Genomic DNA, 19,013 nt, shown 5'->3' on the forward strand with positions numbered 1-19,013 from the left:
TCCTGACCGCCGTTAGCGGTGTAGTTTTCAGGAGGGATATGACGCAAGCGCGGGGCTCACGTGTGAAAAGGGCACAAACTACCATGCGTAAGGGCGCGAGTTTAGCAGCTTTCCGCGGCCACAGCATCCATAAAAAAAGGAGCCGCATTCGGCTCCTTTTCGTCAGGTCCGCATTACTGCGGTCCTTAAGCGATCAACTGCGCTTCTTCTCGATGCGCTGCACTGGCTCTTTCGCCAGCAATGAAACCAGCGCCGGACCAACCAACATCACTACGCCGAGCAAACCGATCAGCAGGTTGTTGTGGATAAAGCGGGAGATCAGGAACAGCGTTAACATGGCTGCACCAAAGTAGTAAGTGGTGGTTACCTCTTCAAGGGAATCACCCATTCTACGTAAACGGGCACTACGCTGCATGACCAGCATGGTAATAAATACCACCGCATAAGCTGCCACCAGGGTACTGCTCACTTCAACCAGCGCCCTATGTTTCCAGCCCCAAACCAGCGCTGCAACCACCAACAGGTGCATCGCAATGTGCAAACAGGTTTGTCCGGTAACAATCTGAACACGATTAGACCATTTCATTCTCTTCTCCTGGCAGACCCAACAGGTCGCCCAAGTGTATCTGGCTGGAGGCCAGACGAACTTCCTCAATGTAAAGCAAATTTCAGATTACGCCCTAATTTTCAGCCCTCAACACCACTCATTTGTGACAAAGACTACACTTTGGGCTGTTGATGATGAAAAGGAGCGCGTCGCAGTATGCCACAAAATACGCAAGGATTTTCATTTAAAGTCCTGACGATCAATACCCACAAGGGGTTCACCAGCTTCAATCGCCGCTTTATCCTGCCGGAATTGCGCGATGCTGTCCGCGCAACCTCCGCGGATATCGTCTTCCTGCAAGAGGTGATGGGCACCCACGCGATCCATTCGCTGCACATCGAGAACTGGCCGGAAACCTCACACTATGAGTTTCTGGCCGATACCATGTGGGACGATTTCGCCTATGGCCGCAACGCCGTTTATCCTGAGGGACATCACGGGAACGCGATATTGTCACGTTTCCCCATCGTTGAATATCAAAACCGCGATATTTCTGTGGCAGGAAGTGAAAAACGCGGCATGTTGCACTGCCAGATCCGCCTGCCAGATCGTAGCGAACCGCTGCATGTGTTCTGCGTGCACCTGGGGTTGAAAGAGAAGCACCGCCAGGCACAGATGAAGATGATGTGCGACTTCATTGCTACGCTGCCGCCAGATGCGCCTGTCGTGGTGGCCGGTGATTTTAACGACTGGCAGGTGAGCGCCAACCGCTTTCTTAAACGTGCCGTCGGGTTAGAGGAAGTGTTCAGTATCAAAACTGGTCGCCCCGCCCGCACTTTCCCGGCACGTTTCCCGCTGTTGAGGCTCGATCGCATCTATATCCGCAATGCTACGGTGAGTAAACCCTGGGCGTTACCGGTGAAACCCTGGTCCCACCTGTCCGATCACGCGCCGTTAGCGGTGGAGATTTTCCTATGAGTTTTAGTTGGCGCGACGGTAATCAGCTCCGTCTATTAGAAAATGGTGACCAGTTCTTCCCGCGCGTGCTAGGCGCTATCGCGCGCGCCGAACGCACGCTGCTATTGGAAACCTTTATTCTGTTCGAGGATGAAGTCGGTACCGATCTGCATGAAGCCTTGCTGCAGGCGGCCCAGCGCGGCGTGAAAATAGAGGTGATGGTGGATGGTTACGGCTCGCATGAACTATCTGACCACTTTGTCGATAGCCTGACGGCCGCCGGCGTGCGCTTTATCTATTACGATCCGCGCCCGCTGGTGCTTGGTATGCGCACCAATGTGTTCCGCCGTCTGCATCGCAAAATTGTGGTGATCGATGAGGTGATCGCCTTTGTTGGCGGCATTAACTTCTCCGCTGAGCACAATACCGATTACGGCGCCCAGTCCAAGCAGGATTATGCCGTAGAAGTAAAAGGTCCGGTGGTGCTGGATATTACCCAATACGTGCAGCAGCAGATGGGCAGCGAACAGCACACGCGGCGCTGGTGGGGCGGGCGATCGCATCGTCCGGCAGTCAACGCCCTGCCTGGCGAGGCTCAGGTGCTGTTTGTCTATCGCGATAACGATGAACATCGCGACGATATCGAGCAGCACTATCTCGCTATGCTACGCAAGGCGAAGAAGGATGTGATTATCGCTAATGCCTACTTCTTCCCCGGCTATCGCCTACTGCGTGAGATGCGCAGCGCGGCCCAACGCGGCGTACGCGTCAGGCTGATTGTGCAAGGCGAACCCGATATGCCGATCGTCAAAGTGGGCGCTGAGCTGCTGTACAACTATTTAGTCGACGGCGGCGTGGAGGTGTATGAATACTGCCGTCGCCCGCTGCACGGCAAAATTGCGGTGCAGGATGAGCAGTGGTCAACGGTAGGATCGAGCAACCTCGATCCGCTGAGTTTATCGCTCAATCTGGAAGCGAATTTGATAGTACACGATCGCGCCTTCAATCAGGCGCTGCGTGAGAATCTGGAACTGCTGCTGCAGCACGATTGCGTGCGCGTAGAGGATGACAAGCTGCCGCCGCGCAATTGGTGGCAGCTGACCAAAGGTATCATTGTGTTCCACTTCTTACGCCACTTCCCTGCCATCGCCGGTTGGTTGCCTGCCCATACGCCGCGCCTGTCACAGGTTGCTCCGCCCGTACAACCCGAAATGGAAACTCAGGATCGGGTCGAAGCCGATAATCCAGGAGCAAAATCCTAATGTCGAAAAAGAATCCACGCTGGCAACTGGCAAAGAAGATCCTTACTGCGCTCTTTTTTATTGCGGTGATCGTGCTGCTGGTGATCTATGCGCGCAAGGTGAACTGGGAAGATGTCTATACGGTTATCGTCGGCTACAACCGTTACGTGGTGCTGAGCGCCGCCGTGCTGGTGATAGTGAGTTATCTAACGTATGGCCTGTACGATCTGATTGGACGCGCCTACTGCGGGCATAAGCTGGCGAAACGCCAGGTAATGCTGGTGTCATTTATCTGCTATGCCTTCAACCTGACGCTCAGCACCTGGGTGGGCGGCGTGGCGATGCGCTATCGGCTTTATTCGCGGCTTGGCCTGCCGGGCAACACCATCACACGCATTTTCTCGCTGAGCATCGCCACCAACTGGCTCGGCTATATTTTGCTGGCTGGCGTGGTATTCGCGGCGGGCATGGTGCCCATTCCTTCCGGGTGGTTTATTGGCGAAACCACGCTGCGCATCATTGGCGCAGTGCTGTTAGTGACAGTGGCGATCTATTTATGGGCCTGTGCCTTCGCGAAGAAACGCCGTTGGACGGTGAAAGGCCAGCATCTGCAGCTGCCGTCGCTGCGTATGGCACTGTTTCAGTTTGCAGTTTCCTGCGCCAACTGGATGGTGATGGGGATGATCATTTGGCTGCTGCTGGCACGTCAGGTTGATTATCCTATCGTGCTGGGCGTGCTGCTGATCAGCAGTATTGCCGGCGTCATTATTCATATCCCGGCCGGGATCGGCGTGTTGGAAGCGGTTTTCCTGGCGCTGCTGAGTGGGCAACATGCCTCGCACGGCACCATTATCGCGGCGCTGCTCGCCTATCGCGTGCTCTATTTTATTCTGCCGCTGTTAGTCGCGCTGGTGCTCTATTTGTGGCTGGAGAGTCGCGCAAAACATTTGCGCCAGAAGAATGAGCAGAAGATGGAGAAATCGGTTTCGCGCTAAAGATCATCGTAAGGTCGGCATTGACGCCGACCTGGTCGCCAGGAATGGCGACCCTACGAAGATATGCGAGGTTTAGCGGCGGTTGCCGAAAATACGCAGCAGCATCAGGAACAGGTTAATGAAATCGAGATACAGCGTTAGCGCGCCCATAATTGAGGTTCGACGCAGGTTCTCTTTGTCATTCACGTTGATGTTCTCACCAATCGCTTTCAGCTTCTGCGTGTCATACGCGGTGAGACCCACAAACACCACCACGCCGATATAGGTAATTGCCCACATCAACGCCGGGCTTTTCAGCCAGAAGTTTACCAGCGACGCCAGCAGAATACCTATCAGCGCCATAAACAGCAGGCTGCCAAAACGGCTCAGGTCGCGCTTGGTGGTGTAACCGTAGAAGCTCATCGCCCCGAACATCCCCGCCGTTACAAAGAAAGTGCTGGCAATGGATGAATAGGTGTAGACGAGGAAAATACTCGCCATCGTCAGCCCGGTGAGCGCCGAATAGAGCATAAACAGCCCGGTTGCCAGCGTGCCGCTTAAACGATGCACCATACCCGACAGCACAAATACCACCGCCAGCTGCGCGATGATCAGTCCAAAGAAAGTAATACGGTTCGCAAACACCAATTCCATGACAGCCGGTGTGCGAGCAGCGAACCACGAAACAAACGCGGTGAGCAGTAAGCCGCAGGTCATCCAGCCATACACCTGCGCCATATAGGTCTGCAGCGAGGTGGATGCCTGCTGCACGATTGAATCATTACGTGGATATCGGTCCATGAAGCACCTCATTAATGCGAAACAATAGGTAAGTGTGGAGTGTACACCCGTTTGCGTCAACGGCGCGTCAAGCACTGTTGATAGCGGCCATTTACGCGCTGGGCAAACCACGCGGTGGTGAGGTTGCGGGTGATTTTCGGGCTCTCCAGCTTAATGCCCGGCAGCATTTCACGCGGCACTCGTTTGCCGGCCATCTTATCGGCAAGAATAAAGGTCTGTTTCCACAGCGTGCTGGTGGCGAAGTCGGCGGTGTCGCCCTTCTCCAGATCGCGGCGAATTTCGCGGTTGCTCATATCCAGCTGCTTGCTCAGGCTGCGCACCGCCAGTTCGGTGGAGCTGGCCTGCTCGCTGCCATACATGATCAAATCGCCATCCAGTGCCAGCTTGATACCGCTGGCGCGTGCGATCGCGGCCTGGAAGGCGGCATTGCGGCTGGCGTACCAGCCGGCATTGAAGTCGGCGAAGCGGTACAGCATCTGGCTGTAATCGGCTGGATAGCCGAGCAAATGCAGCGTACCGAAGTAGATGCCACCGCGTCGGGTGAAGACCTCGCGGCGAATCGATCCATCCACCGCATACGGATACCCTTTGGCATGCGCTTCGGCAAACGCAATGCTGACCTGCATCGGCCCACCGGTGTGGATCGGGTTGAGATTGCCAAATAGCTTCTGCCCCATCGGCACCATATCAATGAAATCATCGAAAATGGCGCTCAGCTCTTTCTCGCTGCGCACGTTATCCAGTCGTGCCGCATAGCTTTCGCCATTCGGCGATTTAATCAGCAGCGCGGTGCGCACCAGAAACGCCGGAACGTGCACCTTGGCGGCGCGGCGATCGATTTCACCCCAGGCAATTTTAGGTAAGCCCGGCACTTCCGCATCGGCACTGAAGTTGGATTCCTGATCGGTAACCGCAATCACCGCGCAAATGTTGCTGGCGCTGGGATCGATTTGCTGCACGCGGAAAGCGGTATAGATATCGTCAGCCCAGGCGGATTTCTGTTTCACGTCGCTGGGCAACAGCTGCTGGATCTGACTTTTGACATCAGCAGGCTGACGCGCCGGTGCCTGCGGCTCTTTTTTCGTGCTACAACCGGCCAGCACCAGCGCAGCCAGCACTGCTGCGCCCTTCACAATTTTCGTGGTTTTCATCCTGCTCCCTGACGCCAACAAAAACCGTACCTTAACGTTTTCAGTGGTCTGCCGCTATCGGAGCGGGAAGATTTTGCGCGCTAGCTCCAGCGCTCAGCGGCTTGATGATCGCTGTCACGCGCATCAACCCAGCGATCGCCTTCGGCAGTGGCTTCGCGCTTCCAAAACGGCGCGCGGGTTTTCAGGTAATCCATAATGAACTCGGTGGCGGCGAACGCGCTGCTGCGATGGGCGCTACTGACGCCAACAAACACGATTTCATCACCGGGGAACAGTTCGCCAACGCGATGAATCACCGTTACCTGCTGTAGCGGCCAGCGCTGACGCGCCTCGACGACAATATCCGCCAGCGCTTTTTCCGTCATGCCGGGATAATGTTCCAGCGTTAACGCCGCAACAGCATCGCCGAGATTGTGATTACGCACTTTGCCGGTGAACGTGACGACTGCGCCATCGCTATCGTGGGCGGAGAGTAAGCTATATTCCTGGCCAACGTCGAACAGCTCAGTGCCGACACGAATTCGCGTTTCCATGCTCAACCTCCGGTAACCGGCGGGAAAAATGCCACTTCATCACCCGCGCGCAGCGGATGGCTCATAGGCACCAGCGTTTGATTCACTGCCGCCAGCAATTTGCCAGACTCCAGCGCCAGCGCCCAGCGGTCGCCCTGCCCGGCTAACGCCGCACGCAGCGTGGCAACATCGGCATAGTCCGGTGCCAGTTCCAGCGCGCTGGTGCCGGTTAATTCCCGAACCTGGGCAAAAAACAGCACCTTAATCATGGCTCACCGCCTTGAAATCCCCGGATTTACCGCCGCTTTTGCTCAGCAACCGCAGCTGATCGATGACAATGTCTTTTTGCACCGCTTTGCACATGTCATAGATGGTGAGCGCTGCGACCGACGCCGCGGTTAAGGCTTCCATCTCGACGCCGGTTTTGCCCGTCAGGCGACAGAGTGAAGTGACGCGCACGCGGCTGTGTTCCGGTTCAGCAATCAGGGCCACTTCCACCTTGCTCAGCATCAGCGGATGGCACAGCGGAATCAGTTCCCAGGTGCGTTTCGCCGCCTGAATGCCGGCGATACGCGCGGTGGCGAACACGTCACCTTTATGGTGGCTGCCGTCGATAATCATCTGCAGCGTTTCTGCGCTCATCAGCACCAGCGCTTCCGCTTGTGCTTCGCGCACCGTTTCAGTTTTACCAGAGACATCCACCATGTGGGCTTCGCCTGCGGCATTGATATGCGTTAAGGATGACATACTTACAACTTCTTCAAATGAGAGACAAAATTACACGGACGGGTACGCGCATCCAGCTGATCTTCAATGATGCGCTCCCAGCCGCTGCGGCAGGCGTTGGTCGATCCCGGCACGGCAAAAATCAGCGTCTGATTGGCCAAACCGGCAACGGCGCGCGACTGCAGCGTTGAGCTTCCGATCTCTTCATAGGAGATCATGCGGAACAGTTCACCAAAGCCTTCAATCTCACGATCGAACAGCGGCAGCAAGGCTTCAGGCGTACTGTTTTTGCTGTTGAAACCGGTGCCGCCATTGATAATCACCACCTGCACATCGTCGCTGGCGATCCAGCGCGATACCGTGGCACGAATGCGATAGCGGTTGTCCGGCACCATCGCGCGGTCCACCACCTGATGCCCGGCTTCTGCCAGCGCTTCACGCAGGTAATCGCCGGATGTGTCATTACTGGCATCACGGCTATCAGAGACGGTCATTACCGCTACATTTAAGGCGATAAATTCGCCGGAAGGTTTACCCATGGCCATAACTCCTGTGTTTAGCCACCAATAAAGGAGAGGTTTTGCGTGATGCCGGTATTGCCCTGATGCAGAAAGTGCGTCTGCTTTTTCTGCCCAAGGCTGTGCGCAATGCGCGCCTGCAGCTCTGCTTGCTGATCGTCAGACGCCAGCAAATCGCGCAGCGACACGCCGCCGTCGCCAAACAGGCACAGATGCAATTTACCCATCGCTGAGACGCGCAGGCGATTACAGCTGGCGCAGAAATCTTTCTCGTACGGCATGATTAGGCCCACTTCACCCTGATAATCGGGATGACGAAACACCTGCGCCGGCCCGTCGCTGCGGCCGCGCGGCTGGCGCTGCCAGCCCTGCATAATCAGCTGGTCGCGAATCACTTCACCGGAGATATGATGACGATGGAACAGATCGCTGCCTTCACCGGTTTCCATTAGCTCGATAAAGCGTAGTTGAATCGGCCGCAGGCGCAGCCACTCAAGGAAGGTGCTGAGGCTGTGGCTGTTCACATCGCGCATCAGCACGCTGTTAACTTTCACTTTCTCGAAACCGGCATCGAAGGCGGCATCGATGCCCGCCATCACCTCGGCAAATTTGTCTTGTCCGGTGATGGCGTGAAACTGGCGCGCGTCGAGGCTATCGACGCTGACGTTAATGTGGGTGAGACCGGCTGCGCGCCACGCTCGCACGTCGCGCGCCATGCGGTATCCGTTGGTGGTCATGGCAATCTGGCGGATGGCATCGTTTTCCCGCACCGCGGCGATGATGTCGGTAAAATCACGACGCATGGAAGGTTCACCGCCGGTCAGCCGCACTTTTTCAGTGCCCGCCGCCGCAAAGGCACGCGTCACGCGACGAATCTCATCCAGCGAGAGAAAGCTTTTGTTGTGCGTGCCGCTCGGCTTATAGCCGTTCGGCAGGCAGTAGGTACAACGGAAGTTACACACATCCGTGACCGACAGGCGCAAGTAGTAAAAGCTGCGCGCGTAGGCATCTGTAAATTGTGGCACCTGAACACCTTTCCAAAGTCGGGAGATGCAGGCATTTCTTTCTGCACCCTGGCAGCTCAATGCTGCGGCCTGTATTCCATATCTTTCACGACTTAGGAAACCAGGCTTGGGAGTTTGTTGTCATTGTGGACAACACGGTTAAAACGAATGGTAGCGCGATTAGCGATTAGCATCCATCAGTGAATTTCGCTATATATATTGATACATAACGTATTTTTCACCGCATTTTCGCGACAGGATACGGTAAAATACGCCGCAGATATTGATGCACATCAGTTCAACTACGCCTCAATGCGAGGACGGCAGTGACAAAGGAGAAACATGAATCGAACCCTGGCAGATTTGGATCGCGTAGTGGCGCTGGGCGGCGGGCACGGTCTTGGACGCGTGATGTCAGCGCTGGCACCGTTGGGCTCGCGCTTAACCGGTATTGTCACCACCACCGATAACGGCGGATCCACCGGCCGCATTCGCCGCTCGGAAGGCGGCATTGCCTGGGGCGATATGCGTAACTGTATCAATCAGCTGATCACTGAACCGAGCGTCGCCACCGCGATGTTTGAGTACCGCTTTAGCGGCAATGGTGAGCTGGCCGGGCATAACCTTGGCAACCTGATGCTGAAAGCGCTTGATCACCTAAGCGTACGTCCGCTGGAAGCCATCAACATTATCCGTAATTTGCTTAAAGTGGATGCGTTTCTCATTCCGATGTCAGAACAGCCTGTTGATCTGGTGGCACAGGATGGCGAAGGCAACATGGTATACGGGGAAACCGCTATTGATGAGATGAAGCAGCCCCCCGAGGAGTTGATGCTGCACCCGAACGTGCTGCCCACGCGCGAAGCGATCGAGGCGATAGGCGAAGCGGATTTGATTCTGATTGGCCCCGGCAGTTTTTACACCAGCCTGATGCCAATATTGCTGATGGAAGATATGGCGCGCGCACTGCGCCGCACGCCCGCTACCATGGTATTTATTGGCAATCTTGGTCGTGAACTGAGTCCGGCAGCGGCCAGCCTGAATGTTGCTGACAAACTGGCAATCATGGAGAAAGCCATTGGCAAACGGGTGATTGATGCGGTGGTGGTAAGTCCAGCCGCAGATATTAGCGGAGTGGAAGATCGTTTAATTATTCGCGAACCGCTGGAAGCCGCCGATATTAAATACCGTCACGACCGCCAACTGCTGCGCATTGCGCTGGAACACGCGATTCAGGCAGTTTAGTTTCCAGGTGCGCCGCAATGCACACCTGACGAAAACCCCACGGAATTGGCGTTGGATCGCCATACATTCCCGCGCGATCATGATGAGTTCACGTAGGGTCGCCATGCATGGCGACCAGGATGAATGATCAGGAAGCCGCAATAAACAGCTCGCGCAGCTGATGCAACTGATCGCGCACGCTGGCAGCTTCTTCGAACTCCAGATTCTGCGCGTGTTGCTGCATCTGCCCTTCCAGCTCGTGAATTTTCTTTTGCATCGCCTGTGGCGTAAGCGCCATATAGTTGGCTTCCGCCTCTGCCGCAGTGCGCGATGCGGTTTTACCTTTACCGCGCGTTTTAACCACGTTTTTGCCCAGCTCAAGAATATCGGTGATCTTCTTATTGAGCCCCTGCGGCACAATGCCATTCTCTTCGTTATATTTTTGCTGCTTCTCGCGACGGCGTTCCGTTTCACCCATCGCGCGTTCCATTGATGGCGTGATTTTATCGGCGTAGAGAATCGCGCGCCCATTGATATTACGCGCGGCGCGACCAATGGTTTGGATCAGTGAACGCTCAGAGCGCAGGAAACCTTCTTTGTCGGCATCGAGAATCGCCACCAGCGACACTTCCGGCATATCCAAGCCTTCACGCAGCAAGTTGATGCCCACCAATACATCAAACTCGCCGAGGCGTAAATCGCGGATGATTTCCATACGTTCTACGGTATCGATATCCGAATGCAGATAGCGCACCTTCTCACCGTGTTCCACAAGGTATTCGGTGAGATCTTCTGCCATACGCTTGGTCAAAACGGTAACCAGCACGCGCTCATTAATCTCGACACGCTTGCGGATTTCCGACAACAAATCGTCGACCTGGGTCGCGACCGGTCGCACTTCGAGGATCGGATCAAGCAGGCCGGTTGGACGCACCAGCTGATCGATCACTTCGCTGCCTGATTTTTCCAGCTCGTAATTGCCGGGTGTGGCCGACACATAAATGGTTTGCGGCGCGGACGCCTCAAACTCTTCAAACTTCATCGGGCGGTTATCCAGCGCCGACGGTAAGCGGAAGCCATACTCCACCAGCGTCTCTTTACGCGCGCGGTCACCGCGGTACATACCGCCAATTTGCGGGATCGTCACGTGCGATTCGTCAACCACCAGCAAACCGTCAGCCGGCAGATAATCAAATAAGGTTGGCGGCGGCTCGCCCGGTCCGCGACCGGACAGATAGCGTGAGTAGTTTTCAATACCGGAGCAGTAGCCCAGCTCGTTCATCATTTCGAGGTCGAACTGGGTACGCTGAGAAATACGCTGCTCTTCCAGCAGCTTATTGTTCTCCAGCAGCACCTTGCGGCGGTCCACCAGTTCAACTTTGATATCTTCCATCGCCTGCAGAATACGCTCGCGCGGCGTGACATAGTGCGTTTTAGGATAAACGGTAAAACGCGGGATCACCGAGTCAATCTGCCCGGTAAGCGGATCAAACAGCGACAGCCGCTCAACTTCTTCATCAAACAGCTCAATACGCAGCGCAATGTCGTCTGATTCGGCTGGGAACACATCGATCACTTCCCCACGCACGCGGAAGGTGCCGCGCTGGAAAGCCTGATCGTTACGGGTATATTGCAGCTCTGCCAGACGACGCAGAATGCTGCGCTGGTCGATAATCATGCCGCGCGTTAAGTGCAGCATCATTTTCAAATAGAGATCGGGATCGCCCAGACCGTAAATAGCGGAAACCGACGCCACTACGATCACATCACGACGCTCCAGCAGCGCTTTGGTCGCCGAGAGACGCATCTGTTCAATGTGCTCGTTCACCGAGGCATCTTTTTCGATAAAAGTGTCGGAGCTGGGAACATAGGCTTCAGGCTGATAGTAATCGTAGTAAGAGACGAAAAACTCCACCGCATTGTCCGGGAAGAACTCTTTCATCTCGCCGTACAGCTGCGCCGCCAATGTTTTGTTCGGTGCCAAAACCATCGTCGGGCGATTGAGATCCGCAATCACATTGGCAACGGTAAACGTTTTACCTGAACCGGTTACGCCCAACAGCGTTTGATGGGCGAGTCCATCCTCCAGCCCCTCTTCCAGGCGGCGAATGGCCTCAGGTTGGTCGCCTGAAGGCTTGAAAGCGGAGTTGAGTTTAAAGGCTTTGCTCATGTTTTAGCGGTTCCAGCAGATGAAGTCGGCGGGCAGGCTGCTAATTCTACTCTGCTGTGGCGAATTTGCCAGAAAAAAATACTGGACATAATCACAGTACCGTTGCACGATAATCGTTCCTGCAGGGAAATTTCTTCCGTGCATTTTAAGCGGCATGAGGCAAATGCTTGTTGCGCAATGTTATCCCCAGAGCGAGGATGCTTTTAACATTTGTCAAGAGAGCGTCATTAAATTGCAGTCCGATGACAAGGCAGATAAATCGCAGGCTTGATTTTAACTAACCTGCTGTTTTAATTGAATTACACCTAAAAGCCCAGATTCTCATCATAATGTATGAAGGCCGCGAATTTACTCGCTTGCGCCCGGTTTTCAGTCGCTAATGCACAAGGTTATCCACAGTAATGGTGGATAAGTGAATCCAGCCCAAAGCCCATCAGCTGTGTATAATTTTCTTGCAGGTCGTCTTCAGGGCAAAAAAAAAATTTTTCGTCTTTTTTTTCTCACCGGTCGGATAGCCTTAACTCCCTTTTTCTCCTCTCTGCTCCCCCATTGTGAAGGGGAAACGCGCCTTTTTAATACCACTTTTTCCTAAGTTATTGCCTTACGAACGATCATATGCACCAGAAACGTTAAGCCATCAGCACTGTCGAAGTGCAGCCGGTTTGTCACCGCATGGAATTGTTAAGCATTTCTCAACTTTCGAACCTTGATTTTGCCGTTTTTAGGCGCTGCTCGGTTTCCATTTCCAACCTGGCCTGGGAATTGCAGTGTTTAAAGCCAGGGAGTAACGCGTCCTCCTCGGCTTTTGCCGACGACAGCGGTGTCCATCAATCGTGCACGACTGTATGCCAGACGACACAGAGCGGGAGCATTCAGGCTAATAATCTGGAAGGAGAATGTCAGATGCTGAGTTTACGTTCGGTGAATCAGTTTTACGGTCAAAATCACATTCTGTGGGATGTGGATCTCGATCTGCCGCCGGGTACCTGTACCGGCGTGTTGGGCAGCCCAGGCATGGGTAAAACCACGTTGGTTAATTGCATTATGGGCCGCTTGCCTATCAACAGCGGCTCGATGACCTGGCAAGAAGATGGCTCGCCGCCGGAGGATTTACTGCTGCAACCGGCCGAGATGCGTGCCCGCACCGGGATTGGTTATGTCCCGCAGGGGCGGCACATTTTCTCGCAGATGAGCGTGGAAGATAACCTGCTGATTGCCCTAATGGCAGCGCAGGACGATCGCAGCCGTGCGATTCCGGAAATGGTCTTTGATCTGTTTCCGGCGCTCTATTCGATGCGCCACCAGCGCAGCGGCGAACTGCCGATGGAGCAACAGCAGCATTTGGCCCTGGCGCGCGCATTGGTGCTGCAACCCAAGCTGGTGATTCTCGATGAACCAACGGAAGGCATGTCGCCGTGGCTGGAAGAGGAGATGGGCAATCTTATCCGACGGCTTAACCGCGAATACGGTCTGACGATTCTGTTGCTGGAGCAGCACGTGTCATTCATCCGCCGCGTTGCCGACTATTTTCTGCTGCTGCATCGTGGACGCAACGTGGCGCACGGCAAAATGGCGCAGTTGGATGACATCACCGTAAATAAGTGGTTAACGGTGACGTAGATAGTACAAAACGGCATCTGGCATCGTAGGGTCGCCATTCATGGCGACCTGGATTATTGCGGCAGTGTCAGATAGCGCCCGCAATCGCCTTGCTGCGCCTCATCGCTGAGGTGCGGGATCTCACCGAGGAACGGCGCGTCAATGCGCTGACGCAGCGTGGCCATATATTCCTGATGGCGTTTGCCCGGCGGCTGGATATCATTGGCAATCCAGCCCGCCAGGCATAAACCTCGCGCTTTCACCGCCTCAGCGGTAAGCAGCGCATGGTTGATGCAGCCTAACTTTACGCCCACGACCAGAATTACGGGTAGCTGCTCGGCTTCAACCCAATCTGCATAGGTCTGCGTGTCCGATAGCGGCGTAAACCAGCCGCCCGCGCCCTCCACTAACACCCATTCCGCCTGCTGCTCAAGCACGCGTAAGCCAGCAGAAAGTGCGGCAAATTCAATTGGCCTGCCCTCTTCTGCACTGATGATATGCGGTGAAGTCGGCTCGACAAACGCCAGCGGATTCACCTGCTCGTAGCGTAGCGGCACGCTGCTGTAGCGCTGCAATGCCAATGCATCACTGTTGCGGACGCCTTCTTGTGTGATCTCACAGCCGGACGCCACCGGTTTATAGCCAGCGGTGCGCAATCCTGCGGCGCTCGCCGCCTGCAACAGTGCGCCGCTGGCCACGGTTTTGCCTACTTCGGTATCGGTTCCGGTAATAAACCAGCGTGTCATTTCGTTAAAACTCCATACATCAAGTGGTAGCTCAGGCGGTAACCGGCCTCATCCTGCGGCCAGTGCTGCTCAAGTGTTGCTAACTGAGTACGTGTCAGCACGCTGCTGCCGCGTCCGTCGTGCAGATGCGTAGCACCAATGCCTTTCAGGGAACGCATGGCGCTAAGCGCACTGGGGAAATGCAGCATAACGATCTGCTGCTCTGCCTGCATCGGTAGCGTTGCGGTGGCCGCGCGCAACTGCGCTGCGCTGAGAAAACGATTGGCGTGGCGGCGACCATCCAACTGCGCCCATGCGTGATGCACTTCGTGTAGCGAACCGTCGAGCAGCGTGGAGAACAGCACCGTGCCGCCTGGGCGCGTGACGCGCAAAAACTGCTGCAGCGCAGTGCACAAATCACTGCTCCACTGCACTGCCAGGTTGCTCCACACGCCGTCAACGCTGGCATCCGCTAGCGGCACATCATCAATATCACCCAGCAGATAATGCTGCGCCGATTGCTGTTCGCGCGCCGTTTGCAGCATATCGGGTGAGAGATCGAGCGCGGTCAGCGTACGCCCGCGATCGCGCCAGTAGCGGCTATACCAGCCGGTGCCGCAACCGGCATCCAGCAGATGCGGACCAAAACCAGCCGGTGCCCGCGCCAGCAGCGCATCACCGCTCAGTCGCTGCAGCTGCGCATGCTGTTCGTAATGTGCGGCCGCACGACCAAAAGCCTGCGCCACGGCCTGCTTGTTAACCTGCAGCGTCATACAGCGCCTCCAGCAGTCGATCAATATCATCGGTGTGATGTGCAGCGGTGAGCGTGATGCGCAGCCGCGCGGTACCCGGTGGCACCGTGGGCGGACGGATCGCGCTCACCCAACAGCCGGCCTGCGCCAGCCGCTGCGACAGCGCCAGCGCCGCGCTATTTTCGCCAACGATCAGCGGCTGAATCGCACTGTCTGAAGCGACCAGCTGCCACGGTAAATCCGCTGCGCCGGCGCGGAAGCGCGCAATGTGACTGTGCAACCGTTCACGCAGCGCATCACCTTGTTGAATCTGCCGCAGCGCCGCCAGCAGGGCATAGCACTGCGCCGGCGGCATGGCGGTGGAATAGATCAGATGGCGGGAAAATTGTTCAACGTAATCGGCGGTCGCATCATCGCACAGCAACGCGGCACCACTGACGCCAAACCCTTTGCCAAAGGTGACGATCAGCAGTTCCGGCTTCACCTGTTGCTGCCAGCAGCTGCCGCGCCCTTGTGCACCGGTAACACCGATGCCGTGCGCATCATCCACCAGCAGCCAGCCGTTGCCATGCCGCGTCTGTTCTGCAATAGCCGCGAGCGGCGCGCTGTCGCCATCCATACTAAAAACGCCTTCTGTGACCACCAATGTGCCACCGTCTGATGGCGTCGCCAGCAGTTTCGCCAGGCTTGCCGGCTGATTATGGGCAAAGCGGCGCAGGCTGGCCGGACTGTGGCTGGCTGCATCCAGCAGCGACGCGTGCGCCAGCTTATCGGCAAAGATGCGATCCTGCTTTTCCGCCAGCAGATGGATCACCGCCTGATTGGCGGCAAATCCCGAAATGAACAGCAGCGCGCGCGAATAGCCCAGCCAATCGGCCAGCTGTTCCTCCAGCTTGGCGTGATGGCGGCTGTAGCCGGTAACGTGACCGGATGCGCCTGCACCTGCGCCCGCCTCAGCCGCGCCCTGCTGCCACGCGGCGATAACCGCCGGATGCTGGCTCAGGCCGAGATAGTCGTTACTGGAGAAGTGCCGATAGCGTTGGCCGTCGAGCGTAATTTCCCGCACGTTGTTATGTTCGATGGGACGCCGCTGCCGCCAGCCATCGGCGGCCCGCCGCGCCGCCAGCGCGTGATCGATACGTTGTGACCAGCCCATTTACACAGCCGCGTTGTAGAACTGCTCGGTATCCGCCTGTAGCAGTTGTTCGCTGAGCTGATATTGCTGCTCATTATCCCCCGCCGTTGTCGCGGTATGTTCCGGATTGAGGCCGAGTTTGCGGAAAAGAATCAGATCTTTATCCTCTTCCGGGTTTGGCGTGGTGAGCAGTTTACAGCCGTAGAAGATCGAGTTAGCCCCGGCCATAAAGCACATTGCCTGGGTTTGCTCACTCATCTGCTCGCGACCGGCAGAGAGACGCACGTGCGACGATGGCATCATGATGCGCGCCACCGCAATGGTGCGGATAAAGTCGAACGGTTCCACATCCTCGTTATCCGCCAGCGGCGTGCCTTTCACCTTCACCAGCATGTTGATTGGCACGCTCTCCGGTGGCGTCGGCAGGTTAGCCAACTGCACCAGCAAACCGGCGCGATCTTTCACCGTTTCCCCCAGGCCCACGATGCCGCCCGAGCACACTTTGATGCCCGCGCCGCGCACTTTGTCCAGTGTATCCAGGCGATCCTGATAGCTGCGCGTGGTGATGATGTTGCCGTAGAATTCTGGCGAGGTATCGAGGTTGTGGTTATAGAAATCGAGGCCGGCTTCAGCAAGGCGCTGCGCCTGGCTGCCATCCAGCGTGCCGAGCGTCATGCAGGTTTCCATGCCCATCGCTTTCACCCCCTGCACCATCTGCTGCAGATAGGGCATGTCGCGCTCGTGCGGATTTTTCCACGCCGCGCCCATGCAGAAACGGCTTGAGCCGGCGGCTTTGGCTTTGCGCGCCGATTCCAGCACCGCATCCACTTCCATCAGACGTTCGGATTCGAGACCGGTTTTGTAGCGCGCGCTCTGCGGACAGTATTTACAATCTTCCGGACAGGCGCCGGTTTTGATCGACAGCAGCGTGCTGACTTGCACCTGGCGTGGATCGAAATGTTGACGATGCACTTGCTGCGCTTCAAACATCAACTCAAGGAAAGGTTTTTCGAAAAGTGCCTGAGCTTGTGCCAGTGTCCAGCGGTTTGCCATTGCTTACTCCAAAAAAAAGGGGGTTCATCCCGACGATTAACGTGGTTATACTTGTAAACTAAATCTTTTTAAAATGGTTTACAATACGCATGTTCACTCAGGACGACCTCAACTTTGACCGCCAGCATATCTGGCATCCCTATACGTCGATGCGCGATCCCCTGCCCTGTTATCCGGTGGTGGCAGCGCACGGCTGCCAGCTACAGCTGGCCGATGGACGTGAACTGGTGGATGGCATGTCGTCATGGTGGGCAGCGATTCACGGCTATAATCATCCGCGTCTTAACCAGGCACTGCAGCAGCAAATGGCGCAGATGTCGCACGTGATGTTTGGCGGGATTACGCATCCGGCAGCAGTTGAGCTAAGCCGCCAGCTGATTGCCATGACGCCCGAGGCGCTTGAGTGCGTATTTCTTGCTGATTCCGGTTCGATCGCTGTCGAAGTGTCGATGAAAATGGCTCTGCAATACTGGCTGGGACGTAATCAAACGCGACAGAAATTCCTCACGCTGAAACGCGGTTATCATGGCGACACCTTTGCCGCGATGTCGGTGTGCGATCCGCAAAACTCCATGCACAGCCTGTGGCGTGGCTATTTGCCGGAGCACCTGTTTGCCGACGCGCCGCAGTGCGCATTCGATGCTGAGTGGAATGAGGCCGATTTCGCCGATTTCGCGCAGCTGGCCGAAACCCATCATCGTGACATCGCGGCGGTCATTCTGGAGCCGATTGTGCAAGGCGCAGGCGGCATGCGCTTCTATCACCCGCGTTATCTGCAGCAGGTCCGTGAGCTGTGCGATCGCTACGGTTTATTGCTGATTGCCGATGAGATCGCCACCGGCTTTGGCCGCAGCGGCAAGCTATTTGCCTGCGACCATGCGGGTATCACGCCGGACATTCTCTGCCTCGGCAAAGCGCTGACCGGGGGCACTCTGACGCTATCCGCTACGCTCACTACGCGTGAAGTCGCCGATACCATCAGCCGCAGCGCGGCAGGCTGCTTTATGCATGGCCCAACCTTTATGGGCAACCCGCTGGCCTGCGCGGTGGCGGTGGAAAGTCTGGCGATGATTAATGAAGGTCACTGGATGACACAGGTGCCCCACATTGAACAGCAGTTACGCGCGGAACTGTTGCCGCTGCGCAGTCATCACGCGGTAGCCGATGCCCGCGTGCTGGGGGCGATTGGCGTGATCGAAACGCATAAGCCGGTGAACATGGCGGCGCTGCAACAGTTCTTTGTGCAATGTGGGGTGTGGATCCGTCCGTTTGGCCGTTTGATTTATCTGATGCCACCTTATCTGATTTCTACCGCCGAGCTGACGCAGCTCACACGGGCGGTCAGCGCGGCACTGGATGTTGCGGCGCATTTCCACCATGATTGAGAACACTGCACAACCACAAAGGAGCGATCATGCGTGTATTCAGCCAGGATTTTAACGATGGCGATAAGATGCCAGAGCGGCACGTTTTCAATGGGATGGGTTATCAGGGCGACAATTTGTCACCGCATCTGGCATGGGATGATGTCCCGGCGGGCACCAAAAGCTTTGTCGTGACCTGCTACGATCCCGACGCGCCAACGGGCTCCGGCTGGTGGCACTGGGTGGTAGCGAACATTCCCGCCGAAGTAACCGTACTGCCGCAAGGTGCCGGTTCTGGCGTGGCGGAACTGCCAGAAAGCGCCATTCAGACACGCACCGATTTTGGCCAAAGCGGCTATGGCGGCGCCGCTCCACCGCAGGGCGAATCGCATCGCTACATCTTTACGGTGCATGCGCTGGATACGGACAAGATTGAGGTGGATGAAGGTGCGAGTGGCGCGATGGTTGGTTTTAACGTGCATTTTCATGCGCTAGCCAGCGCGTCGATTACGGTGAAATACGCATAATAAGAAAGGTCGCCATTAATGGCGACCCTACGA

20 protein-coding genes and 1 riboswitch are annotated in these 19,013 nt (G+C 56.2%); of the genes, 7 read left to right on the top strand and 13 right to left on the bottom strand.

Annotated elements, in window-relative coordinates; genetic code table 11:
• Positions 1-193 precede the first annotated feature (193 nt).
• A complete protein-coding gene (locus CRO19_RS02745) occupies positions 194-586 on the bottom strand; it encodes a YbhQ family protein (protein WP_097094500.1) in 393 nt (130 codons plus the stop codon).
• Between the two features lie 177 nt (positions 587-763).
• Here CRO19_RS02745 and CRO19_RS02750 point away from each other — a divergent pair, with 177 nt between their 5' ends.
• Genes CRO19_RS02750 through CRO19_RS02760 form a run of 3 tightly spaced genes read left to right on the top strand, consistent with a single transcriptional unit; the run spans position 764 to position 3,740 of the window.
• On the top strand, positions 764-1,525 hold the full coding sequence (locus tag CRO19_RS02750) for an endonuclease/exonuclease/phosphatase family protein (RefSeq protein WP_097094501.1): 762 nt from the start codon (positions 764-766) through the stop codon (positions 1,523-1,525).
• Positions 1,522-2,766: a cardiolipin synthase ClsB gene (clsB, locus tag CRO19_RS02755; RefSeq protein WP_097094502.1), complete on the top strand. Its 1,245-nt coding sequence runs from the start codon at positions 1,522-1,524 to the stop codon at positions 2,764-2,766. Before CRO19_RS02750 ends, clsB begins: the two co-directional genes overlap by 4 nt.
• Positions 2,766-3,740: a lysylphosphatidylglycerol synthase domain-containing protein gene (locus CRO19_RS02760; RefSeq protein WP_097094503.1), complete on the top strand. Its 975-nt coding sequence runs from the start codon at positions 2,766-2,768 to the stop codon at positions 3,738-3,740. Before clsB ends, CRO19_RS02760 begins: the two co-directional genes overlap by 1 nt.
• Before the next feature lie 72 nt (positions 3,741-3,812).
• Here the strand turns inward: CRO19_RS02760 and CRO19_RS02765 are convergent, their stop codons facing one another.
• From CRO19_RS02765 to moaA, 7 genes are all read right to left on the bottom strand, one after another.
• The gene (locus CRO19_RS02765) at positions 3,813-4,520 is read right to left on the bottom strand and encodes a Bax inhibitor-1/YccA family protein (RefSeq protein ID WP_097094504.1); all 708 of its coding nucleotides are present in this window, start codon (positions 4,518-4,520) and stop codon (positions 3,813-3,815) included.
• A gap of 56 nt (positions 4,521-4,576) precedes the next feature.
• Positions 4,577-5,671: a DUF1615 domain-containing protein gene (locus tag CRO19_RS02770; protein WP_097094505.1), complete on the bottom strand. Its 1,095-nt coding sequence runs from the start codon at positions 5,669-5,671 to the stop codon at positions 4,577-4,579.
• 80 nt (positions 5,672-5,751) lie between these two features.
• Entirely contained in the window at positions 5,752-6,204 is a 453-nt protein-coding gene (gene moaE, locus CRO19_RS02775; protein WP_097094506.1) for a molybdopterin synthase catalytic subunit MoaE, read from the bottom strand.
• Between the two features lie 2 nt (positions 6,205-6,206).
• On the bottom strand, positions 6,207-6,452 hold the full coding sequence (moaD, locus tag CRO19_RS02780; protein WP_097094507.1) for a molybdopterin synthase sulfur carrier subunit: 246 nt from the start codon (positions 6,450-6,452) through the stop codon (positions 6,207-6,209).
• Positions 6,445-6,930 carry a cyclic pyranopterin monophosphate synthase MoaC gene (moaC, locus tag CRO19_RS02785; RefSeq protein WP_097094508.1) on the bottom strand — a complete coding sequence of 162 codons (486 nt, stop codon included), beginning with the start codon at positions 6,928-6,930 and terminating at the stop codon, positions 6,445-6,447. The genes moaD and moaC overlap by 8 nt, the downstream gene beginning before the upstream one ends.
• A 2-nt stretch (positions 6,931-6,932) precedes the next feature.
• Positions 6,933-7,448 carry a molybdenum cofactor biosynthesis protein B gene (moaB, locus tag CRO19_RS02790; protein ID WP_097094509.1) on the bottom strand — a complete coding sequence of 172 codons (516 nt, stop codon included), beginning with the start codon at positions 7,446-7,448 and terminating at the stop codon, positions 6,933-6,935.
• Positions 7,449-7,465: 17 nt separating this feature from the next.
• Positions 7,466-8,452 carry a GTP 3',8-cyclase MoaA gene (gene moaA, locus CRO19_RS02795; RefSeq protein ID WP_097094510.1) on the bottom strand — a complete coding sequence of 329 codons (987 nt, stop codon included), beginning with the start codon at positions 8,450-8,452 and terminating at the stop codon, positions 7,466-7,468.
• Positions 8,441-8,577, bottom strand: a riboswitch (molybdenum cofactor riboswitch). It overlaps the preceding gene by 12 nt.
• Before the next feature lie 196 nt (positions 8,578-8,773).
• Here moaA and CRO19_RS02800 point away from each other — a divergent pair.
• Complete coding sequence (locus CRO19_RS02800; protein WP_097094511.1) at positions 8,774-9,676, top strand: gluconeogenesis factor YvcK family protein; 903 nt, start codon at positions 8,774-8,776, stop codon at positions 9,674-9,676.
• A gap of 127 nt (positions 9,677-9,803) precedes the next feature.
• Here CRO19_RS02800 and uvrB read toward each other — a convergent pair whose 3' ends face one another.
• Positions 9,804-11,825: an excinuclease ABC subunit UvrB gene (gene uvrB / locus CRO19_RS02805; RefSeq protein ID WP_097094512.1), complete on the bottom strand. Its 2,022-nt coding sequence runs from the start codon at positions 11,823-11,825 to the stop codon at positions 9,804-9,806.
• A 903-nt stretch (positions 11,826-12,728) separates the two neighbouring features.
• Between uvrB and CRO19_RS02810 the strand changes: the two genes are divergently transcribed.
• Positions 12,729-13,445, top strand: a complete 717-nt coding sequence (locus CRO19_RS02810) for an ATP-binding cassette domain-containing protein (RefSeq protein WP_097094513.1) — start codon at positions 12,729-12,731, stop codon at positions 13,443-13,445.
• Positions 13,446-13,498: 53 nt separating this feature from the next.
• Here the strand turns inward: CRO19_RS02810 and bioD are convergent, their stop codons facing one another.
• The 4 genes from bioD to bioB are packed head-to-tail and all read right to left on the bottom strand — an operon-like array spanning position 13,499 to position 17,089.
• Complete coding sequence (bioD, locus tag CRO19_RS02815) at positions 13,499-14,170, bottom strand: dethiobiotin synthase (protein WP_097094514.1); 672 nt, start codon at positions 14,168-14,170, stop codon at positions 13,499-13,501.
• On the bottom strand, positions 14,167-14,922 hold the full coding sequence (gene bioC, locus CRO19_RS02820; RefSeq protein WP_097094515.1) for a malonyl-ACP O-methyltransferase BioC: 756 nt from the start codon (positions 14,920-14,922) through the stop codon (positions 14,167-14,169). Before bioC ends, bioD begins: the two co-directional genes overlap by 4 nt.
• Positions 14,906-16,057, bottom strand: a complete 1,152-nt coding sequence (gene bioF / locus CRO19_RS02825) for an 8-amino-7-oxononanoate synthase (RefSeq protein ID WP_097094516.1) — start codon at positions 16,055-16,057, stop codon at positions 14,906-14,908. The genes bioC and bioF overlap by 17 nt, the downstream gene beginning before the upstream one ends.
• A complete protein-coding gene (bioB, locus tag CRO19_RS02830; RefSeq protein WP_097094517.1) occupies positions 16,058-17,089 on the bottom strand; it encodes a biotin synthase BioB in 1,032 nt (343 codons plus the stop codon). It lies immediately after the preceding gene.
• 89 nt (positions 17,090-17,178) lie between these two features.
• On the opposite strand from bioB, the gene bioA reads away from it, so the two are divergent.
• Entirely contained in the window at positions 17,179-18,474 is a 1,296-nt protein-coding gene (bioA, locus tag CRO19_RS02835; protein ID WP_097094518.1) for an adenosylmethionine--8-amino-7-oxononanoate transaminase, read from the top strand.
• 29 nt (positions 18,475-18,503) lie between these two features.
• On the top strand, positions 18,504-18,980 hold the full coding sequence (locus tag CRO19_RS02840) for a kinase inhibitor (RefSeq protein ID WP_097094519.1): 477 nt from the start codon (positions 18,504-18,506) through the stop codon (positions 18,978-18,980).
• The last annotated feature ends 33 nt before the right edge of the window (positions 18,981-19,013 follow it).

This window comes from Candidatus Pantoea floridensis (assembly GCF_900215435.1).
Classification (GTDB): Bacteria; Pseudomonadota; Gammaproteobacteria; order Enterobacterales; family Enterobacteriaceae; genus Pantoea; species Pantoea floridensis.